Origin of the sequence: Streptomyces sp. PA03-3a (assembly GCF_033792735.1) — a bacterium.
Classification (GTDB): domain Bacteria; phylum Actinomycetota; class Actinomycetes; order Streptomycetales; family Streptomycetaceae; genus Actinacidiphila.
The window spans coordinates 348589-368522 of sequence record NZ_JARAVM010000002.1 but is presented as its reverse complement, the minus strand read 5'-3'; the positions used below and the strand labels follow the sequence as shown (position 1 = coordinate 368522).

At 71.0% G+C, this 19934-nt stretch carries 19 protein-coding genes and 1 pseudogene; 15 read left to right on the top strand and 5 right to left on the bottom strand.

Going from position 1 to position 19934, the window contains the following annotated elements:
- Window positions 1-3 precede the first annotated feature (3 nt).
- Both PV342_RS03815 and PV342_RS03810 read left to right on the top strand, forming a co-directional pair.
- A complete protein-coding gene (locus PV342_RS03815; RefSeq protein ID WP_400795520.1) occupies window positions 4-1569 on the top strand; it encodes an RNA polymerase sigma factor in 1566 nt (521 codons plus the stop codon).
- 141 nt (window positions 1570-1710) lie between these two features.
- The gene (locus tag PV342_RS03810; protein ID WP_400795523.1) at window positions 1711-2571 is read left to right on the top strand and encodes a S1 family serine peptidase; all 861 of its coding nucleotides are present in this window, start codon (window positions 1711-1713) and stop codon (window positions 2569-2571) included.
- A gap of 75 nt (window positions 2572-2646) precedes the next feature.
- Here PV342_RS03810 and PV342_RS03805 read toward each other — a convergent pair whose 3' ends face one another.
- Window positions 2647-2877 (bottom strand): DUF7455 domain-containing protein, encoded by a 231-nt coding sequence (locus tag PV342_RS03805; RefSeq protein ID WP_400795526.1) that lies wholly within the window; start codon window positions 2875-2877, stop codon window positions 2647-2649.
- A 423-nt stretch (window positions 2878-3300) separates the two neighbouring features.
- Here PV342_RS03805 and PV342_RS03800 point away from each other — a divergent pair, with 423 nt between their 5' ends.
- The 7 genes and pseudogenes from PV342_RS03800 to PV342_RS03770 all read left to right on the top strand — a co-directional run bounded on the left by PV342_RS03800 (window position 3301) and on the right by PV342_RS03770 (window position 9324).
- Window positions 3301-5430, top strand: coding sequence for a DNA gyrase/topoisomerase IV subunit B (locus PV342_RS03800; RefSeq protein WP_400795528.1), 2130 nt, complete (start codon window positions 3301-3303; stop codon window positions 5428-5430).
- Window positions 5431-5622: 192 nt separating this feature from the next.
- Window positions 5623-6072 (top strand): DUF485 domain-containing protein, encoded by a 450-nt coding sequence (locus PV342_RS03795; RefSeq protein WP_018561884.1) that lies wholly within the window; start codon window positions 5623-5625, stop codon window positions 6070-6072.
- A complete protein-coding gene (locus PV342_RS03790) occupies window positions 6069-7676 on the top strand; it encodes a monocarboxylic acid transporter (RefSeq protein WP_386987391.1) in 1608 nt (535 codons plus the stop codon). The genes PV342_RS03795 and PV342_RS03790 overlap by 4 nt, the downstream gene beginning before the upstream one ends.
- Window positions 7677-8074: 398 nt before the next feature.
- Window positions 8075-8557, top strand: coding sequence for a thiamine pyrophosphate-dependent enzyme (locus tag PV342_RS03785; RefSeq protein WP_500315790.1), 483 nt, complete (start codon window positions 8075-8077; stop codon window positions 8555-8557).
- A gap of 90 nt (window positions 8558-8647) precedes the next feature.
- Window positions 8648-8695, top strand: a pseudogene (locus PV342_RS03780) (hypothetical protein); the annotation flags it as partial.
- The gene (locus PV342_RS03775) at window positions 8696-9133 is read left to right on the top strand and encodes an IclR family transcriptional regulator (protein ID WP_500315789.1); all 438 of its coding nucleotides are present in this window, start codon (window positions 8696-8698) and stop codon (window positions 9131-9133) included. It abuts the pseudogene before it with no gap.
- Window positions 9134-9156: 23 nt separating this feature from the next.
- Window positions 9157-9324: a hypothetical protein gene (locus PV342_RS03770; RefSeq protein ID WP_500315788.1), complete on the top strand. Its 168-nt coding sequence runs from the start codon at window positions 9157-9159 to the stop codon at window positions 9322-9324.
- Between the two features lie 6 nt (window positions 9325-9330).
- Here PV342_RS03770 and PV342_RS03765 read toward each other — a convergent pair whose 3' ends face one another.
- Together PV342_RS03765 and PV342_RS03760 are read right to left on the bottom strand one after the other, a co-directional pair.
- On the bottom strand, window positions 9331-10023 hold the full coding sequence (locus tag PV342_RS03765) for a response regulator (RefSeq protein ID WP_018561880.1): 693 nt from the start codon (window positions 10021-10023) through the stop codon (window positions 9331-9333).
- On the bottom strand, window positions 10020-11657 hold the full coding sequence (locus tag PV342_RS03760; RefSeq protein WP_386987374.1) for an ATP-binding protein: 1638 nt from the start codon (window positions 11655-11657) through the stop codon (window positions 10020-10022). Before PV342_RS03760 ends, PV342_RS03765 begins: the two co-directional genes overlap by 4 nt.
- A 231-nt stretch (window positions 11658-11888) precedes the next feature.
- Here PV342_RS03760 and PV342_RS03755 point away from each other — a divergent pair, with 231 nt between their 5' ends.
- Genes PV342_RS03755 through PV342_RS03745 form a run of 3 tightly spaced genes read left to right on the top strand, consistent with a single transcriptional unit; the run spans window position 11889 to window position 14677 of the window.
- Entirely contained in the window at window positions 11889-12704 is an 816-nt protein-coding gene (locus tag PV342_RS03755; protein WP_500315787.1) for an ABC transporter ATP-binding protein, read from the top strand.
- Window positions 12694-13599 carry an ABC transporter permease gene (locus tag PV342_RS03750; RefSeq protein ID WP_386987368.1) on the top strand — a complete coding sequence of 302 codons (906 nt, stop codon included), beginning with the start codon at window positions 12694-12696 and terminating at the stop codon, window positions 13597-13599. The genes PV342_RS03755 and PV342_RS03750 overlap by 11 nt, the downstream gene beginning before the upstream one ends.
- A 46-nt stretch (window positions 13600-13645) precedes the next feature.
- Window positions 13646-14677, top strand: a complete 1032-nt coding sequence (locus tag PV342_RS03745; RefSeq protein ID WP_386987365.1) for an ABC transporter substrate-binding protein — start codon at window positions 13646-13648, stop codon at window positions 14675-14677.
- Here PV342_RS03745 and PV342_RS03740 read toward each other — a convergent pair.
- Window positions 14644-15549, bottom strand: a complete 906-nt coding sequence (locus tag PV342_RS03740; protein ID WP_386987363.1) for a ferredoxin family protein — start codon at window positions 15547-15549, stop codon at window positions 14644-14646. The two genes, PV342_RS03745 and PV342_RS03740, sit on opposite strands and share 34 nt — an antisense overlap.
- 112 nt (window positions 15550-15661) lie before the next feature.
- Window positions 15662-16057, bottom strand: a complete 396-nt coding sequence (locus PV342_RS03735; RefSeq protein ID WP_500315786.1) for a VOC family protein — start codon at window positions 16055-16057, stop codon at window positions 15662-15664.
- Window positions 16058-16301: 244 nt separating this feature from the next.
- Between PV342_RS03735 and PV342_RS03730 the strand changes: the two genes are divergently transcribed.
- The 3 genes from PV342_RS03730 to PV342_RS03720 all read left to right on the top strand — a co-directional run bounded on the left by PV342_RS03730 (window position 16302) and on the right by PV342_RS03720 (window position 19930).
- The gene (locus tag PV342_RS03730; RefSeq protein ID WP_386987358.1) at window positions 16302-17309 is read left to right on the top strand and encodes a LacI family DNA-binding transcriptional regulator; all 1008 of its coding nucleotides are present in this window, start codon (window positions 16302-16304) and stop codon (window positions 17307-17309) included.
- A 249-nt stretch (window positions 17310-17558) separates the two neighbouring features.
- The gene (locus PV342_RS03725) at window positions 17559-18971 is read left to right on the top strand and encodes an extracellular solute-binding protein (protein ID WP_400795552.1); all 1413 of its coding nucleotides are present in this window, start codon (window positions 17559-17561) and stop codon (window positions 18969-18971) included.
- Window positions 18972-19006: 35 nt separating this feature from the next.
- Window positions 19007-19930: a carbohydrate ABC transporter permease gene (locus PV342_RS03720; RefSeq protein ID WP_500315785.1), complete on the top strand. Its 924-nt coding sequence runs from the start codon at window positions 19007-19009 to the stop codon at window positions 19928-19930.
- The last annotated feature ends 4 nt before the right edge of the window (window positions 19931-19934 follow it).

Sequence of the window (19934 nt, the reverse complement as noted above, 5' to 3'; positions counted from 1 at the left end):
TTCGTGTCGGCCAGCACATCCCGTACGCTCCCGCCGGAGATCGCCGAGTCCGAGTCTCTGATGGCGCTCATCGAGCGGGGTAAGGCTCAGGGTCAGATCGCCGGCGACGACGTGCGCCGAGCCTTCGAAGCGGACCAGATCCCGGCAACCCAGTGGAAGAACGTTCTGCGCAGCCTCAACCAGGTCCTCGACGAGGAGGGTGTGACGCTGATGGTGAGTGCCGCCGAGGCGCCCAAGCGCACCCGTAAGAGCGTCGCAGCCAAGAGCCCGGCGAAGCGTACTGCCACCAAGACCGTCGCCACCAAGGCCGCCCCGGTCAAGAAGACCGTCGCCGCCAAGGCCACCGCGGCCCCCGCCCCCAGCGGGGCGGAGCCCGTGGCGGAGTCGGAGGACGAGGTCGTGGCACCCGCGAAGAAGGCCGTCGCCAAGAAGACTGCGGCGAAGAAGACCACCGCGACCGCCAAGAAGACCGCCGCCAAGAAGACCACCGCCACCAAGGGCAAGAAGGACGACGAACTCGCCGAGGGCGAGGAGCTCCTCGAGGACGCCGCCCCCGGCAAGGACGAGGACGTCCCCGCCGCCGAGACCGAGGCGGAGAGCTTTGTGCTGTCCGACGAGGACGAGGACGACGCGCCCGCGCAGCAGGTCGCCGCGGCCGGCGCCACCGCCGACCCGGTGAAGGACTACCTCAAGCAGATCGGCAAGGTCCCGCTGCTCAACGCCGAGCAGGAGGTGGAGCTCGCCAAGCGCATCGAGGCAGGTCTGTTCGCCGAGGACAAGCTGGCCCAGGCCGACAAGCTCGCCCCCAAGCTCAAGCGCGAGCTGGAGATCATCGCCGAGGACGGCCGCTGGGCCAAGAACCACCTCCTGGAGGCCAACCTCCGTCTGGTGGTCTCGCTGGCCAAGCGCTACACCGGCCGCGGCATGCTCTTCCTGGACCTGATCCAGGAGGGCAACCTCGGTCTGATCCGTGCCGTCGAGAAGTTCGACTACACCAAGGGCTTCAAGTTCTCGACGTACGCGACCTGGTGGATCCGCCAGGCGATCACCCGCGCGATGGCCGACCAGGCCCGCACCATCCGCATCCCGGTGCACATGGTCGAGGTCATCAACAAGCTGGCCCGCGTCCAGCGCCAGATGCTCCAGGACCTGGGCCGCGAGCCCACCCCGGAGGAGCTGGCCAAGGAACTCGACATGACCCCCGAGAAGGTCATCGAGGTCCAGAAGTACGGCCGCGAGCCCATCTCGCTGCACACCCCGCTCGGCGAGGACGGCGACAGCGAGTTCGGTGACCTCATCGAGGACTCCGAGGCGGTCGTGCCCGCCGACGCGGTCAGCTTCACGCTGCTGCAGGAGCAGCTGCACTCGGTGCTCGACACGCTCAGTGAGCGCGAGGCGGGCGTGGTCTCCATGCGCTTCGGCCTCACCGACGGCCAGCCGAAGACGCTGGACGAGATCGGCAAGGTGTACGGGGTCACCCGTGAGCGCATCCGCCAGATCGAGTCCAAGACCATGTCCAAGCTGCGTCACCCGTCGCGTTCCCAGGTGCTCCGCGACTACCTGGACTGATCGGCAGGACGCCCCGACGGGCCCGCGACCGCCACGGCGGCCGCGGGCCCGTCGGCGTTTCCGGACAGTTCTCCGGATGCGGCCCTGGTCCCGTCAGGTCACTGTGGGTGCTCAGGGCATTCCGGACGGTGAGGAGAATGCATGCGTTCCTCGACCCGCACGCTGATCGGCGGGCTCATAGCCGGGTCCGCGCTCGCGCTGTCGCTACCGGCTTCCGCCACCGCCGTCGCGGTGGAGTACGCCCCCGGCGCCCCGGGCGCCGACAACGGTGTCATAGGGGGCACGCCGGTCACCACGGAGCAGTACCCGTGGGCGGTGGTCCTGTCGAGCCGGTCCCGGTACGGAACGGGCCGCTCGGGGCAGTTCTGCGGTGGAGCGCTGGTCGGGCCGAACACCGTGGTCAGCGCGGCGCACTGCTTCAGTCCGACCGCACTGGGCGGGGACTGGAACCAGGTGCCCGACCTGCGCATCATCGCCGGGCGGACGGATCTCGCCGGCTCCGCCGGCAAGGAGGTGGCGGTTCGCAAGGTCTGGGTCAACCCCGCCTACGACCCCACGACGAACAGCGGCGACGTGGCCGTCGTCACGACCGCGGAGCCGTTTCCCGCGGGAAGCGCGATACGCATGGCGGCACCGGGGGACGTGAACTCCTACGAGGCGGGCACGCCGGCGCAGGTGTTCGGCTGGGGGGACACGGCGGGTCTGGGGACCTACTCGAACGTCCTGATGGCCGCGAACGTCTCGGTGCTCGCCGACTCGGTCTGTGAGCAGGCGTATCCGGGCAGTACGGAAGGCAAGTACCAGAAGAACGGCATGGTCTGTGCCGGCGACCTCGCCGGCGGGCACGACTCGTGCCAGGGGGACAGCGGCGGTCCGCTGGTGGCGGAGGGGCGGCTGATAGGGCTGGTGTCATGGGGCGCGGGATGCGCCCAGGCGGGACATCCCGGTGTGTACACCCGGGTCTCGGCGGTCGCGGGACTGGTCGGCCAGCACGCTTCGTGACGCGCGGCGGACAAGCCGACGGGCGGCCTCCCCTGCGGGAGGCCGCCCGTCGTGAGCTCGTCGCAGTGCTACGCGTCAGCGTTGGTCATCGGCCACGACGGTCGGGGTGGCGGTGAGCCGACCGGTCTCGTCCTGTATTTCCGCAGCGATCTTCTTCAATTCGGGCTCGAACTTACGCCCGTGGTGCGCGCAGAAGAGCAGCTCGCCGCCACTGATGAGTACGACGCGCAGGTAGGCCTGGGCGCCGCAACGGTCGCAGCGGTCCGCCGCCGTCAGCGGGCTCGCGGGGGTCAGAACTGTAGTCACGTCGCCTCTTCTCTAGCTCGACGAGCTGTCGTACCAGGGTCAACATCCAACCAGGCCCAAACTGTTCCCGCGCAGGTCTTTTCCTTGGAAACTGTCGTTGTAGCGGCCGGATGCTACCGATTGGCGGCGAATGATCCTCTGGCGTCTTATCTGTCGGCTTCGGGTCGTTCTGGCAGATCTGGTCAGATTGTTCGGTTGTGTCCCCCCGGCCCTGCGGCCGGTTGTTGAGGAGGACGTGCCCCGAGCCTAAATGGTTCATGCCTCCAGGGGAACGTGACATGTGTATCACTCAAACGAGGGATCGAACACGCCTTCGAAATCGGGCTAGCATGGTGCCCATATCGGGTCGCGGCGAAACGGCCGTGCGTGACCTCGGTACCCTCTCACCGATACGGCTGAAGAACTTCATGAGGAGACGTTCGCGTGACCGCCGAAACATCCGTGCCGTCCACCGCGTTGCTGACCGGTGCAGATCGTGACGGCTCCAACTACACCGCGCGACACTTGCTGGTGCTCGAGGGCCTCGAAGCGGTCCGCAAGCGCCCCGGCATGTACATCGGTTCCACCGACAGTCGCGGCCTCATGCACTGTCTGTGGGAGATCATCGACAACTCGGTGGACGAGGCCCTGGGCGGGCACTGCGACCACATCGAGGTCGTCCTCCACGACGACGCCTCCGTCGAGGTGCGGGACAACGGCCGCGGCATCCCCGTCGACGTCGAGCCCAAGACCGGCCTGTCCGGCGTCGAAGTCGTCATGACCAAGCTGCACGCCGGCGGCAAGTTCGGCGGCGGCTCCTACGCGGCCTCCGGCGGTCTGCACGGTGTCGGCGCCTCCGTCGTCAACGCGCTCTCCGCCCGGCTGGACGTCGAGGTGGACCGCGGCGGCCACACGCACGCGATCAGCTTCCGCCGCGGCGTTCCCGGCCGCTTCGCCAAGGCCGGCGCCGAGGCGCCGTTCGAGCCGGGCAACGGGCTGGACAAGGTCAAGAAGGTGCCGCGGGCCCGCACCGGCACCCGCGTCCGCTACTGGGCGGATCGTCAGATCTTCCTCAAGGACGCCAAGCTCGCCCTGGAGACGCTGCACCAGCGCGCCCGTCAGACCGCGTTCCTGGTGCCCGGTCTGACGATCGTCGTCCGCGACGAGCGGCCAGACAACGGCTCCGAGGACGGGAAGCCGGTCGAGGAGACCTTCCACTTCGACGGCGGCATCAGCGAGTTCGCCGAGTACCTCACCCCTGACAAGCCGATCTGCGACGTGCTGCGGCTGACCGGCACCGGCACCTTCAAGGAGACTGTCCCGGTCCTCGACGACCGCGGCCACATGACCCCCACCGAGGTCACCCGTGAGCTCGGTGTCGACGTCGCCCTGCGCTGGGGCACCGGCTACGACAGCACGCTGCGCTCCTTCGTGAACATCATCGCCACCCCCAAGGGCGGCACCCATGTGCGCGGGTTCGAGGGCGCCGTCACCAGGACGTTCAACGAGGTGCTGCGCGCCACCAAGCTGCTGCGCGTCGCCGAGGACGACATCGTCAAGGACGACGCCCTGGAGGGGCTGACGGCGGTCGTCACGGTCCGGCTCGCCGAACCGCAGTTCGAGGGCCAGACCAAGGAGGTGCTGGGCACCTCGGCGGCCAACCGCATCGTGGCCAACGTGGTGTCCCGCGAGCTCAAGGCGTTCCTCACCTCCACCAAGCGGGACGACAAGCAGCAGGCCCGCGCCGTCCTGGAGAAGGCCGTCGCCGCGGCCCGCACCCGGATCGCCGCCCGGCAGCACAAGGACGCGCAGCGCCGCAAGACCGCGCTGGAGTCGTCGTCGCTGCCCGCCAAGCTGGCCGACTGCCGCAGCGACGACGTCGACCGCAGCGAACTCTTCATCGTCGAGGGCGACTCGGCGCTGGGCACCGCGAAGCTCGCGCGCAACTCGGAGTTCCAGGCGCTGCTCCCGATCCGGGGCAAGATCCTCAACGTCCAGAAGTCCTCGGTCACGGACATGCTGAAGAACGCCGAGTGCGGCGCCATCATCCAAGTCATAGGAGCCGGCTCGGGTCGCACCTTCGATATCGACCAGGCCCGCTACGGCAAGATCATCATGATGACGGACGCCGACGTCGACGGCAGCCACATCCGCTGTCTGCTGCTGACGCTCTTCCAGCGCTACATGCGGCCCATGGTCGAGGCAGGCCGGGTCTTCGCCGCCGTTCCGCCGCTGCACCGGGTCGAGCTCAGCAACCCGCGCAAGGGCCAGGACAAGTACGTCTACACGTACTCCGACCGGGAGCTGCGCGAGACGCTGCTGGAATTCGAGCGCAAGGGCATCCGCTACAAGGAGTCCATCCAGCGCTACAAGGGCCTCGGTGAGATGGACGCCGACCAGCTGGCCGAGACCACGATGGACCCGCGCCACCGCACCCTGCGCCGGATCAACATCAGCGACCTGGAGGGCGCGGAGCTCGCCTTCGACCTGCTGATGGGCAACGAGGTCGCGCCGCGCCGCGAGTTCATCGCCAACTCCGCCGCCACGCTCGACCGTTCGCGGATCGACGCCTGACGGACCGGGCTCCCGCACCGGCGCCCTCCCGCGGTCTCACCCGCCCGCGGAGGGCGCCGGCGCTTCCCCACCCCCAGGAGTGGGGCACCATCACCCGATGAGGTGAAGGTTTCTGCTTGGAGGCTCCCGGATCTTCCCGCAATGTCCATGCTTGGGCGCACGGCCGATCGGCCCGTGAAGCGAGGAGAGTTCGTGAACGAGCACGACCAGGCGGAAACCGGAGGGCTGCGGGTGGACGACCCCTGGTACGACGTCCTGGCCGCGGGGGAGTGGGAGGGTCCCGAGCCACCGCCCGTCTCCCTCCCGTCGCAGGCCCGCCCGGCCGACGACCACGCCCGGGTCTACCGGGAGGTGCAGGCCAGCGGCCCCTTCCAGGAAGTGCGTTCCCGGTACCGGCGGTTCGTCTTCCCGGCGGCCGCCGCCTTCCTCGCCTGGTACCTGCTCTACGTCGTCCTGGCGACGGCCGCGCCGCGGCTGATGGCCCGGCCTCTGGTCGGCGAGCTCAACGTGGCCATGGTCCTCGGCCTCGCCCAGTTCGCCTCGACCTTCCTCCTGACCTGGGCCTACGCCCGGCACGCCCGGCTCCGCCGGGACCGGGCCGCCCTCGACCTGCGCTGGGACACCCAGGAGCGGATGCGGTGACCGGCAACCACCAGGGCCTGGCGCTGGTCCTCTTCACCCTCTTCGTCTCCGTCACCCTGGCGATCACCGCCTGGGCGGGCCGGCGGCGCAGCTCGTCCGTGGAGTTCTTCGCGGGCGGCCGTCTCTTCTCCCCCCTGGAGAACGGATTCGCCATCGCCGGCGACTACATGTCCGCCGCCTCCTTCCTCGGCATCTCCGGGCTCATCGCGCTCTTCGGCTACGACGGCATGCTCTACTCCGTCGGCTTCCTCGTCGCCTGGCTCCTCGTGCTGCTGCTCGTCGCCGAGCTGGTCCGCAATTGCGGCCGCTACACACTCGCCGACGTCCTCACCGCACGCATGCGCCGGCGCCCGGTCCGGATCGCGGCGGGCACCTCCTCGGTCATCGTCTCCGTGCTCTACCTCGTCGCGCAGATGGTCGGGGCCGGAAGCCTGGTCTCCCTCCTGCTCGGTGGCCAGGGATCGGCCGCGCGCACCTGGACCGTCATCGGCGTCGGCGCGCTCATGGTCTTCTACGTCGCCTTCGGCGGCATGCGCGCCACGACCTGGATCCAGATCGTCAAGACCGTGCTGCTCATGGGCGGCACCATCACCCTGACCGTGCTGGTGCTCGTCCGCTTCCACGGTGACCTCGGGGCACTGCTGCGCTCGGCGGCCGACGGCAGCGGCCACGGCCGCGAGTTCCTCGGCCCCGGCATGCTCTACGGGCAGAGCTGGACCGACCGGCTGGACTTCATCAGCCTCGGCCTGGCCCTCGTCCTGGGCACCGCCGGACTGCCGCACATCCTGTCGCGCTTCTACACCGTGCCCACCGCGCGGTCGGCGCGGCGGTCGGTGGTCTGGGCGATCGGCCTCATCGGCGGCTTCTACCTGATGACGATCGTGCTCGGCTTCGGTGCCGCGGCGTTGGTCGGCTCCCACACCGTGCGCGACTCCAACGCCGCCGGGAACACGGCGGTGCCGCTGCTCGCCCTCGATCTGGGCGGCGGAGCGGGCTCCACCGGTGGAACGGTCCTGTTCGCGGTCGTCGGGGCGGTCGCCTTCGCCACCATCCTGGCCGTCGTCGCCGGGATCACCCTCGCCTCGTCCGCCTCCGTCGCGCACGACCTCCACGCGACGCTGCGCCGTCGCAAGGACGCACCCGGCGGCAAACGACGGGAGAACCAGGACGTACGGGTGGCCCGGGTGGCCGCGGTCTGCATCGGCGGCGTGGCCATCGCGCTGAGCCTGTTCGCGCAGGGCCAGAACGTGGCCTTCCTCGTCGGGCTCGCGTTCGCGGTGGCGGCGTCCGCCAACCTGCCCGCGCTGCTCTTCACGCTGTTCTGGCGGAGGTTCACGACCCGCGGCACGGTGTGGGCGATCTACGGCGGCCTCGTCCCCGCGCTCGCGCTGGTGGTGCTGTCCCCGGTGGTGTCGGGCAGCCCGCAGTCGCTCTTCCCGGGGGTGGACTTCCAGTACTTCCCGCTGGAGAACCCGGGCCTGGTCTCCATCCCGCTGGGCTTCGCCTCGGGCTGGCTGGGCACGGTCCTGTCCCGCGAGCGCGCCGACGAGGACAAGTTCGCCGAGGTCGAGGTCCGCTCGCTCACCGGGGCCGGGGCGGTGTGACATCCGTTCCGCCTGACGGAACGCTCTGATTGCCGCAGGCCCGCGGCGCCTCCACGCTGTGCGGCATACCGTCGAGCCGTATGCGCGGCTGCTGTGCGACGAGACGGGCGTGGCAGCGGTCCTGGTCCCGCTGGTGCTCGGCGTGGGTATCGCCGAGCCTACGTTCGTCGTCACCCTCGCCACCGCCTTGCTGTTCCGCGGCATCGGCCTGGCCCTGGCCGACGGCGGGCAGACAGCGGGATGCCGCAGGACCACGCCGTCCTCTGGGTCGTCGGTGCCTTCCTCCTGGTCGAGCACACGCTGCCACACCTGGGAGCCGGCGGTCCGCCCGGGCCGGCGCCCCGCTGGACCCGCTCGCCGCCGCGCACGCCCTGGCCGGTGCGCTGCCGGACGAGGCGGTGCTCGTCGAGGAGTCGATCACCGTCGGGGTGCACCTGCGCGGCGTGCTGCGCCGGGACCGGCCGGGCGGTTTCGTCCACACGGTCGGCGGGGGCCTCGGCTGGGGGATCGGTGCCGCCGTCGGCCACCGGCTCGGCGCGCCGGAACGCCCGGTGGTGGCCGTGCTGGGGGACGGCTGCGCGATGTTCGGGCTGCAGGGGCTGTGGAGCGCGGCGCACCACCGGGTGCCCGTCCTGTTCGTCGTGATGGCCAACGGTGAGTACCGCACCCTGAAGGACACCCTCGGCGCCCGCGGCGCCAACCCTGACGTCCCCCGTCCCGGCCTCGACCTCGGCGAGCTCGACTGGCGCCTTGCCGCCCGGTTCTTCGGCATCCCCGCCGTCCGCGTGGACGGCACGGGGAAACTGGCGCGGACCGTCGCGGCGGTACGCGGCCTCGACGGTCCGCTGCTGGTCGAGGTGCCCCTGCGGGGGCACTCGTGAGCGCCGAGGACGCCGTCGTGCCGGGGAGCCGGTCGATGCCGGCCCGCGGGGCCGCGCTGCTCGGCACCTTCGCCGCGGGGCGAGGACGGGATCCCGCTCGGCGAACTCGCCGCCCGCACGGGCCTGCCCAAGTCGACCGTGCACCTGCTGCTCGCCGAACTGACCAGCGTCGGCCTCGTCGAGCGGGGGACGGACGGCTACCGGCTCGGCCTCGCCCTCTTCGAACTGGGCCGGCGCGTACCGCACCGGGGGCTGTGGGAGGCGGCGCCGCCGTTCATCGAGAAGCTGTACGAGGCCACCCACGAGAACGTGCACCTCGCCGTCGTCGACGGCGCCGACACCGTCTTCCTGGAGAAGCTCACAGGCCGCTGCTCGACGCGGATCACCTCCCGAGTCGGCGGCCGCCTTCCCGCGTACTGCACCGCCACCGGCAAGGCGCTGCTCGCCCACCGGACCCCGCCTGGCATGGCCGCGGTGCTCGGTGTGGGGCTGCGCCGCCGCACCCCGCGCACCATCGTCGTGCCGCGGCTGCTCCTGCAGGACCTCGTGCGCACCCTCGCCCGCAGCTCGCCGTGAACTGGGAGGAGGCCGAGGTCGGCGTGTCCGCTTTCGCGGCCCGCGTCTACGGGCCGCGGCTCGGCCCGCGCCGCTTCCCCGTCGCCGCCGTCTCCGTCACGGGCGCCACGCGGGGTCTGCGGCCGGACCGCGGCGCGCCGGTGGTGTGCGCGGCGGCACGGGCGCTGAGCCACGAACTCGCCCGCCGGTGAAGGCGATCAGCCGCTCCGCGCCCACGCGTAGCGGTGCTCGGGGCGGCCGGTGTCGCCGTACTTGAGGGTGAGGCTGATCCTGCCCTCGCGCTCCAGGAACTTCAGGTAGCGCTGCGCGGTGGAGCGGCTGATGCCCGCGCGTTCGGCGACCTCGTGGGCGGAGAGCGGCCGCGCGGCCTCGGTGAGGACCTTGCGCACCAGGTCGGCGGTGGGCGCCGAGTGCCCCTTGGGCAGTTCCGCCGGCGCCGCACCGGCGGTGCGCAGCGCGCCGAAGATGCGGTCCACCTGCTCCTGGCCGGCCTCGCCGCGCCCGCCGACGCCGTCGAGCGTGCGGCGCAGCGCCGCGTAGGCGTCCAGCTTGCCTCGCAGTCCGGCGAAGCTGAACGGCTTGACCAGGTACTGCAGCGCGCCGAAGCGCATCGCCGCCTGCACGGTCGCCACGTCGCGGGCGGCCGTCACCATGATGACGTCCGCGGTGTGGCCGAGCTGGCGCATGCGCCGCACCAGGGTGAGGCCGGTCTCGTCCGGCAGGTAGTGGTCGAGCAGGACGAGGTCGACGTGCATGCGCTCCAGCGTCGCCAGCGCCTGGGCCGCGGTGTGGGCTCGGGCGGTCACCCGGAATCCGGGGACCTTGGCGACGTACGCCGCGTTGATCTCGACGACGCGGAAATCGTCGTCCACGACCATGACGTCGATCATCGTGCTCCCCCCGCGGTTCCTGCGGACGCCGCGGAGGCCGCGGACACCGCCGTGGTCAGTTCCGCCCCCGCCAGCGCCTCCGGCAGGACGACGGTGAAGACCGCGCCGCCGCCCGCGCGGGCGGTCACCCGGGCCATGCCGCCGTACCGTTCGGCGAGCCGCCGTACGAGGGCGAGACCGAGCCCGCGGCCGCGGTGCGCGGGGGACCGCTTCGTCGTCCAGCCCTCGGCGAAGATCCGCTCACGGGCCTCGGGAGGCACCCCGGGACCGTCGTCGGACACCCGCAGCACGACGGTCGTGCCCTCGGCGCGCAGCTCGACCTCGACGAGCGAACGGGCCGCGTCCAGGGCGTTGTCGATGAGGTTGCCGAGCACGGTGACCAGGTCGCGCGGGTCCACGACCCGGTCGGGCAGCAAGGTGGCGGCGGAGACCGACAGGCTCGCGCCCCGCTCCGCGGCGATCGCCGACTTGCCGACCAGCAGGGCGGACACCAGCGGGTCCCTGACCCGTTCCGCGACCTGTTCCGCGGAGGCCCGATGGGCGTCGGCGACCTCGCTGACGAAATCCACCGCCTCGTCGTACAGGCCGAGTTCGAGCAGCCCGAGCAGGGTGTGCAGCCGGTTGGCGTGCTCGTGGTCCTGGGCGCGCAGCGCGTCCAGCAGCCCGTGCGTACTGTCCAGTTCGCGCCCCAGCCGCTCCAGTTCGGTGCGGTCCCGCAGGGTGGCCACCGCCCCGCCGTCCCCGGTGGGCATACGGTTGGCGACCAGCACCCGCGACCCGCTGACGGTGAGCAGGTCGGTGCCCGCGACCCGCCCGGTCAGCACGTCGGTCGTCCGCCCGGGCGGCAGCACCTCGTCCAGCGCGCGGCCCGAGGCGTCCGGGCCGAGGCCCAGCAGCCGCTGCGCCTCGTCGTTGAGCAGCCGCACCCTGCCCTGGGCGTCCAGGGCGATGACGCCCTCCCGGATGCCGTGCAGCATCGCCTCGCGCTCGTCGAGCAGCGCGGAGATGTCGGCGAAGGCGAGACCGTGCGTCCTGCGCTGCAGCCGCCGCGACACCAGCAGCGCCGCGACGACGCCCACCCCGAGCGCGGCGCCCGCGGACAGCAGCAGCACCGGCACCGTGGCCAGCAGCCGCTCCCGCACGCTGTCGTACGCGATGCCCACCGACACGGCGCCCACGATTCTGCCGTCGGGCCCGTGCAGCGGCACCTTGGCCCGCGCGGAGCGCCCGAGGGTGCCCCGGTCGATCTGCATGATCTCGCGCCCCGCGAGGGCCACGCTGGGGTCGGTGGAGACGTGCCGGCCGATCTGGGTGACGTCCGTGTGCGACCAGCGGACACCGCGGGTGTCCATGACGACGATGTAGAGGGCGCCGGTGGCGCGGCGGATCCGCTCGGCCTCCTCCTGCACCGGGCCGGTGACGCTCGGCCGGGTGCTGACCAGGTCCTGGGCCAGCCCCGGGGTCGCGGCGGTGGTCTGGGCGATCGACAGCGCCTGCCGCATCGCCTGCTGGTCGAGCTGGGAGCTGAGCGGGGCGAGGAACAGCACGGTCGCCAGGGTGATCACACCGGTGGTGAGGACGACCTGGACGAGCAGCACCTGGGCGAAGACACGGCGGGGCCAGCGGATCCGCATCGACGTCACCCCCGCCCTTCCCGGTGTTCCGCGCCCTTGCGGAATTCGCTCGTCCGTTTGCCCGGCTGTGAACGCAACGTAAACGCGGCCGGGGCCCGCTGCCCAGCCCCCGTGGCCCTTTCGTTGCTGTAGCGCGAGCAAAACGAGCAGAACAGACGGTTGTGGGCACAAGGCGGAGTTGTGACCGCAAGGGTCCCGCCGTGGCCCGGGCCGCACCTACCGTCCCGGCGCATGAGCACACACACCAGCCCCGCCATCGAACTGCGGGGTGCGAGCAAAGCGTTCCGGACCCCGTCCGGGGCCCTGCACACGGCCGTCCGCGACCTCGACCTGACCATCGGGCGCGGGGAGTTCGTGGCCGTCGTGGGCCCGACCGGTTGCGGCAAGTCCACGACGCTGACCCTGGTCAGCGGGCTGGAGGAGCCCACCGAGGGCGAGGTGCTGGTCACCGGCGAGCCGGTGCGCGGCATCGGCGACAAGGTCGGCTTCGTCTTCCAGCAGGACGCCGTCTTCCCCTGGCGGACGGTGCTGTCCAACGTGATGGCCGGCCCCCGCTTCCGCGGCGTGCCCAAGACCGAGGCCAGGGAGCGGGCCCGCGAGTGGCTCGCCCGCGTCGGCCTGTCCGCCTTCGAGGACCGCTATCCGCACCAGTTGTCGGGCGGCCAGCGCAAGCGCGTCGCGCTCGCCGCCACCTTCGTCAACGACCCCGAGATCCTGCTTATGGACGAGCCCTTCTCCGCGCTCGACGTGCAGACCCGCGCTCTGATGTCGGACGAACTGCTGGAGCTGTGGTCCGGCACGGGCGCCTCGGTCGTCTTCGTCACCCACGACCTGGAGGAGTCCATCGCGCTCGCCGACAAGGTCGTCGTCATGACCGCCGGGCCCGCCACGGTCAAGGAGGTCTTCGAGATCGACCTGCCGCGCCCGCGCCGGGTCGAGTCCGTGCGGCTGGAGCCGCGGTTCATCGAGATCTACCGGGAGATCTGGGCCTCGCTCGGCGAAGAGGTCCGCATCACCCGCGAGAGGAGCGCGGCCGATGTCGCCTGAGACCGTGGCGGCCGGCTCGGCCGCCACCACCGACCCCGCCACCACCGACCCCGCTACCACAGACCCCGCGGGCACCGACCGCGCGCGCACCCGCGCCCGCGCCGCCCGCAACCGGAGCCATCTCGTCCACGGCAGCCGCGTGCTGCTGCTGGTCGCCGTCCTCGGGCTGTGGGAGTGGCTGGCCAGGGCCGGGGCCGTCGACCCCTTCCACTTCTCGATGCCGTCGAGGATCTGGGAGCAGATCCGCACCTGGGCCGTGGACGGCACCGCGCAGGGCACCTTGTGGGAGCAGATCTGGTACACGCTCTACGAGGCCCTGCTCGGCTGGATCATCGGCGTCGTCGCGGGCGTGGTGCTCGGCATCGCCCTCGGGCGGATCCGCTTCCTCGCCGATGTGCTCGGCCCGTACATCAAGGTGCTCAACGCGCTGCCGCGGATCGTGCTCGCGCCGATCTTCCTGATCTGGTTCGGACTCGGTCCGGCCTCCAAGGTGGCCTCCGCCGTCGTCCTGGTCTTCTTCCCGGTCTTCTTCAACGCCTTCCAGGGCGCCCGCGAGGTCGACCGCAACCTGGTCGCCAACTCCCGGATCCTGGGCGCCCGCGACCGGCAGGTCACCTTCCAGGTCGTCATCCCCTCGGCCACCTCCTGGATCTTCACCAGCCTCCATGTGAGCTTCGGGTTCGCCCTCATCGGCGCCATCGTCGGCGAGTACATCGGCGCCACCAAGGGCCTCGGCCTGCTGGTCGCCGCCTCGCAGGGCACCTTCAACTCCGCCGGCGTGTACGCCGCGATGGCGATCCTCGCGGTCGTCGCGCTGCTCGCCGAGGGCCTGCTGACCTTCCTGGAGAAGCGGCTGTTCCGCTGGAAGCCGGCCGAGGCCGGTTCCGACCGCTGACCCACCCCCACCGCCTTTCCCTCCCCTTCACAAGGACGTGAACCAGATGCGCACGCCCCTCAAGGCCGCGGCCGCGGTCGCCGCCTCCGCCCTCGCCCTCACCACGCTCACCGCCTGCGGCGGGGACTCCGCCTCCGGCTCGGGCGGCGACAAGGTCAAGATCATGGTCGGCGGCCTGGACAAGGTCATCTACCTGCCCGCGATGCTCACCGAGCGGCTCGGCTACTTCAAGGCCGAGGGCCTGGACGTCGAACTGCTCACCGAGCCGGCCGGCGTACAGGCCGAGACCGCGCTCGTCTCCGGCGACGTGCAGGGCACCGTGGGCTTCTACGACCACACGCTCGACCTTCAGGTGAAGGGCAAGCAGGTGGAGTCCGTCGTGCAGTTCTCGCAGGCGCCCGGCGAGGTGGAGATCGTCTCCGACGCGGCGGCCGGCGACCTCACGAGCGCCAAGGACTTCAAGGGCAGGAAGTTGGGCGTGACCGGCATCGGCTCGTCCACGGACTTCCTGACCAAGTACCTCGCCGTCAGCAACGGCGTGAAGACCAGCGAGTTCACCCCGGTCGCGGTCGGCGCCGGCCAGACCTTCATCTCCGCGATGGAGCAGGGCTCGATCCAGGGCGGCATGACCACGGACCCGACCGTGGCCACGATCCTGGACAAGGGGCTCGGCAAGGTGCTCATCGACATGCGCACCCCGGAGGGCTCCCGGCAGGCGCTCGGCGGGCTGTACCCGTCCTCCAGCCTCTACATGCAGACGGAGTGGGTGAACGGCCACAAGGAGACCGTCCAGAAGCTCGCCAACGCCTTCGTGAAGACGCTGCGCTGGATGTCCACGCACAGCGCCGCGGAGATCGCCGCGAAGATGCCCTCCGACTACGCGCAGGGAGGCGGGCACGACCTGTACGTCAAGGCGATCGAGAGCACGCTGCCGATGTTCACCAAGGACGGAGTGATGCCCGAGGGCGGACCCGAGACGGTGGAGCGGGTCCTCAAGGCGTTCAACCCCAACCTGCAGAACGCCGAGGTGGACCTCGGCAAGACCTACACGACGGAGTTCGTCAAGAGCGCCGGCTGAATGCCGCTGACCTCCATGCGCAGCGGCGCTCCCAGGGCCGCCCCGCAGCTCTCGGGCCGGGGCGGCTCCGCCGCGACCGGGGTGACCTCGACGTCCCAGGCCCGGCCGTCGAGGTGACGCACGCGGGTGCCGTGCTCGCCGTCCACGGTCAGCGCCTCGGCGCGCACTTCGCCGGTCAGCCGCCGCACCGCCAGTTCGGCGGCCTGGCCCGGACGCTCCCACGCGGAACGCCCGCGGCAGCCCTCCAGCACCATGTCGCCCTCGCGGGCGGCCGCCAGCACCTGGCGGGCCAACTCGGCGTCGACGCGGCCGTAGGCGTAGCCGTACGGCAGCACCAGCATCGTCGGCGAGAACCGGTGGCCGCCCAGGTGGGTCACCTCCCAGACCTCGCCGAGCCCCGAGGCGGCCAGCTCCGCGGCGAGCGGCCGGCCCTTGAGGGCGCAGCAGCGGTCCCGCTTGCCGTTGGTGCAGACGAGGGCGAGCGGGTCTCCCTCGTACGGCATCCCGAAGCCGCGGTGGTCGCCGCGGCCCAGCGCCCCGAAGTCGAGGCCCAGCAGCGCGCCCGGGTCCTCGACGACCGCCTCCCGCACCCACGTGCCGCCCGGCACGGTGTGCGCCACGTACGCGGTGCGCCGCCGTACGTCGTGCCGGTCCGCGTGCCGCCCGGGCCGCCGAATCAGCCCGACCCGCACCCCCGTGCCGGCCGCGGCGCGTTCCAGCGCCCGGCCCACCCGCGGATCCAGATGGCTCCCGGTCAGCGCCTTGGGGCCCCACGGCCCCGGCTGCTCCAGCAGCAGCCAGGTCCGCGCGGTGGCCGCGGTGGCGGCGACGGGCTCCGCCAGCGAGCTGGACGCGGAGGTGCAGGTGCTCATGAAGGTAAGCCTAACCTTCCGCATCGCCCGCGGTCCTCCGGCCCCTCCCGTACTGCGCGAGGCGTGGTGCGGAGGCGGTCGCGGTGCGCGGGTGGCGGTGCCCGGTCGCGGACTAGTGCTGCGGTGCCAGGGTGCGCAGGACGTCGAACTCGTTGCCCTCGGGGTCCGCCATGACCACCCAGCTCCGGTCCGGGCCCTGCCCCGCATCCGTCCTGGTGGCGCCCAGGCCGAGCAGCCTGGTCACCTCGTCCTCGGTACTGCCGTCGATCGGGCTGACGTCGAAGTGGAGGCGGTTCTTCACGGCCTTGCCCTCGGGCACCCGGACGAACAGCAGGGTCGGCGGCATCTGACGGGCCCGGACCTCCTCGACGGTCGGCACCCAGGAGCCGATCTCGACCTTGCCCTCGCTCCGGTCGATGACCTCGAAGCCCAGGACCTCGCACCAGAAGGCCGCGAGCCTCTCCGGATCGTGGCAGTCGACGGTGAGCTCCGTGAACCTGCTCGTCATGACTCTCCCGGAACGTTCGGACGGGACCACAGAGTATGGTCCACCGCCGCTGCAACCGGGCAGGGATACAGGCAAGTTCGCGGCAGGCCGGTGCCACCCGCCCCGAGGGCGGCGGTGACCCCGACGACCAGCGGAGCCGCGCTTTCGCCCCGCCGGCACCGGCGGTACGGGCCCGTCTCCTGCGTCTCGCTGGACTTGCGCAAGAGCGCAAACCACTTGCAGGTCATGTCGTATGCTTGCGCTCATGACGCGACGGCTTGCCGAAGTAGCGAAGAAGGTCGGGGTCAGTGAGGCCACCGTCAGCCGTGTGCTGAACGGGAAGCCGGGGGTGTCCGAGGGCACCCGGCAGGCGGTGCTCACGGCGCTCGACGTGCTGGGGTACGAGCGGCCGACGCAGTTGCGGGGGAACCGCGCCCGGCTGGTCGGGCTGGTGCTGCCGGAGCTGCAGAACCCGATCTTCCCGGCCTTCGCCGACATCGTCGGCGCCGCCCTCGCCCAGCAGGGGCTGACGCCGGTGCTGTGCACCCAGACCGCGGGCGGGGTGTCGGAGGCGGACTACGTCTCGCTCCTGCTCCAGCAGCACGTCTCCGGCGTCGTCTTCGCCGGCGGCCTGTACGCGCAGGCGGAGGCGCCGCACGACCACTACCGCCTGCTGGCGGAGCGGAACCTGCCGGTGGTGCTGATCAACGCCGCCATCGAGGACCTCGGCTTCCCGAGGGTGTCGTGCGACGACGCGGTCGCCGTGGAGCAGGCCTGGCGGCACCTGTCCTCGCTCGGCCACGAGCGGATCGGGCTGCTGCTCGGGCCCACCGACCACATGCCCTCGCGGCGCAAGCTGATCGCGGCACGGGCGGCCGCGGCCGCGGGCGGCGGGTCGCTGCCGGACGAGCACGTGGGGCGGGCGATGTTCACCCTGGAGGGCGGCCAGGCCGCGGCCGCCAAGCTCTGGGAGCGCGGGGTCACCGGGATCATCTGCGCCAACGACCCGATGGCGCTGGGCGCCGTGCGGGCGGCGCGCCGGCTGGGGCTGTCCGTCCCCGGTGACGTGTCCGTGGTCGGCTACGACGACTCGGCGTTCATGACCTGCACGGACCCGCCGCTGACCACGGTGCGGCAGCCGATCGAGGCGATGGGCCGTACCGCCGTGGAGCTGCTCGCGCTGAAGATCGCGGGCAAGCAGGTGGCCTCCGACGAACTGCTCTACGAGCCGGAGCTGGTCGTCCGCGGGACGACGGGGCCCGTGCGCGGCTGAGCGTCGCCGCGTCCGGCGGACCGGGCGGTTCCGACATCGTCGGAACCGCCCGGTCCGCGTTTGCGGCCTCGGGGTTCCCGCCGCGTGCCCGGTGTTCGCGGCCTTCGTTGGTGAGCTGCGCAAGGCGGTCGATGTTTTGCGAAATCTGCGCGAGATATTGCGGACATCTGTTTGTGGTGCTTGAGTGTGCGACGCCCCCGCTGCGTGTGGTCGGGGGTCTTCCACGCTCATGCCCGAAGGGGACCACCGATGAGAAGCTCCTGGTTCCGCCCCGCCCGCCGTGCCACCGCGGCCACGCTCGTCTCCGCGCTGGCCCTGGCCGCCCTGACCGCCTGCGGTACCAGCAGCAGCGCGGACAACGACAACAACGCGGGCGGCGGTTCGTCCGACCCCACCGCCCCGCTGGACCCCAAGGCCAAGGTCACGCTGACCATCGACTGCATGCCGCCGGCCGCGAAGAAGGCGGAGCTCAAGGAGTGGAAGGAGGACGTCGCCACCTTCAACAAGAAGTACCCGAACGTGACGATCGACGGTAAGTCGACGCCCGGTCAGTGCGAGGAGCCGGCCCGGTTCACGGCCGCGCTGAAGGCCAAGTCGCAACCGGACGTGTTCTACACGTACTTCACCGACCTGCAGCAGGTGCTCGACAACGACGGCGCCGCGGACATCAGCGCGTACGTCACCGACAAGACCGTCCCGGCGCTGGCGGACATCGACTCCAACGTGCTCGACGTGTTGAAGAAGGACGGCAAGCTCTACGGCCTGCCCACCAGCAACTACCGGATGGGCCTGCTGATCAACCGCAAGCTCTTCACCCAGGCCGGCCTCGACCCCAACAAGCCCCCGACCACCTGGGACGATGTGCGTACCGCGGCCAAGGCCATCGCGGGCCTCGGCAAGGGCGTGTCCGGCTACGGCGAGTACAGCGCGCAGAACACCGGCGGCTGGCACTACACCGCGACGATGTACGGCATGGGCGGCGAGGTCGTGTCCGCCGACGGCACCAAGGCGGCCTTCAACACCGACCTCGGCAAGCAGATCGTGCAGAACCTGCACGACATGCGCTGGACCGACAACAGCATGGGCCAGACCCAGCTGCTGAAGTGGGGCGACCTGCAGAAGCAGATGGCCGCCGACAAGCTCGGCATGTTCCTGGCCGCGCCCGACGACATCACGTACATGGTCCAGCAACTCGGCGCCGACTATGCCAACTTCGGCATGGGCCCGATCCCCGGCGGCAAGGCCACCCTCTTCGGCGGCAACGACTACATGATCAAGAAGGGCAGCTCGCCCGACAAGATCAAGGCCGCCATCGCCTGGCTGAACTTCAAGACGCTCACCCCCGGCAAGGGCCAGTTCGACTACGCCCGCAGCAAGGCGGACGGCCTCCCCGTCGGTCTGCCCCAGCCGGCCTTCTTCACCGGTGCCAGCAAGACCGAGGACGACCAGCTGAAGGCCGCCAGCGCCACCATGCCGGTCGAGAACTTCCGCGCCTTCATGGACAACCCGGTCCCCGGCAAGGCCGAGCCGCCGAAGGCACAGGAGATCTACAAGGTCCTGGACAACGTGATGTCCGGAGTCCTGACGAACAAGGACGCGGACGCCGCCAAGCTGCTGTCCACCGCGGAGACCCAGGTCAACCAGGTCCTCGCCAACCAGTAGCCCAGGCCCCCGGCACCCGGCACCCAGGAGCGACGATGTCGGCCCCCAGCGCCCCCACCCTGCCCGCCAGCACTCCCGCCAAGAGCCGGTCGCGCCGTACGGTGCGCCGCAACCTCGCCGCACACGCGTTCCTGATCGGCGCCGTGCTGTGCTTCGCGTTCTTCTCGTGGTACCCGATGGTGCGGGAGTTCCTGCTGGCCTTCCAGAAGACCGAGGGCGGGCAGACCACCTGGGTCGGCTGGTCCAACCTGAACTACGTCTTCCACGACCCCGCGTTCTGGCAGGCCTGGCGCAACACCCTGCTCTTCACCGGCCTGGCCCTGCTGCTGGGCTTCGCGGTGCCCTTCTTCGTGGCACTGCTGCTCAACGAGTTGCGGCACACACGGGGTTATCTACGGCTGCTGGTGTACCTGCCGGTCATGCTGCCGCCGGTCGCCTCCGTGCTGATCTTCAAGAACCTCTACAACCCCGAGTACGGCCTGTTCAACCGCATCCTGGCGACGCTGCACCTGCCCACCCAGCAGTGGCTGCAGTCCACCGACACCGCCATGCTCTCGGTGGTCATCGCCTCCACCTGGATGAACATGGGCGGCGCCACCCTGATCTACCTGGCCGCCCTCCAGGGCATCCCCGGCGAGCTGTACGAGGCCGCCGAGCTCGACGGCGCCGGACTGCTCCGCAAGATCTGGCATGTGACGGTCCCGCAGACCCGGCTCATCCTGTCGCTGATGCTGCTGATGCAGATCATCGCCACGATGCAGGTCTTCACCGAACCCTTCCTGCTGACCGGCGGCTCGGGCCCGGAGGGGTCCACGACCACCGTCGTCTACCTGATCTACCAGTACGCCTTCAACTTCAACAACTACGGCGGTGCCGCGGCGCTCGGCCTGGTGCTGCTCGTACTGCTGGCGATCTTCTCCGCCGGCTACGTGCGGCTCAGCCGCGCAGCGGACGAGTAGGACG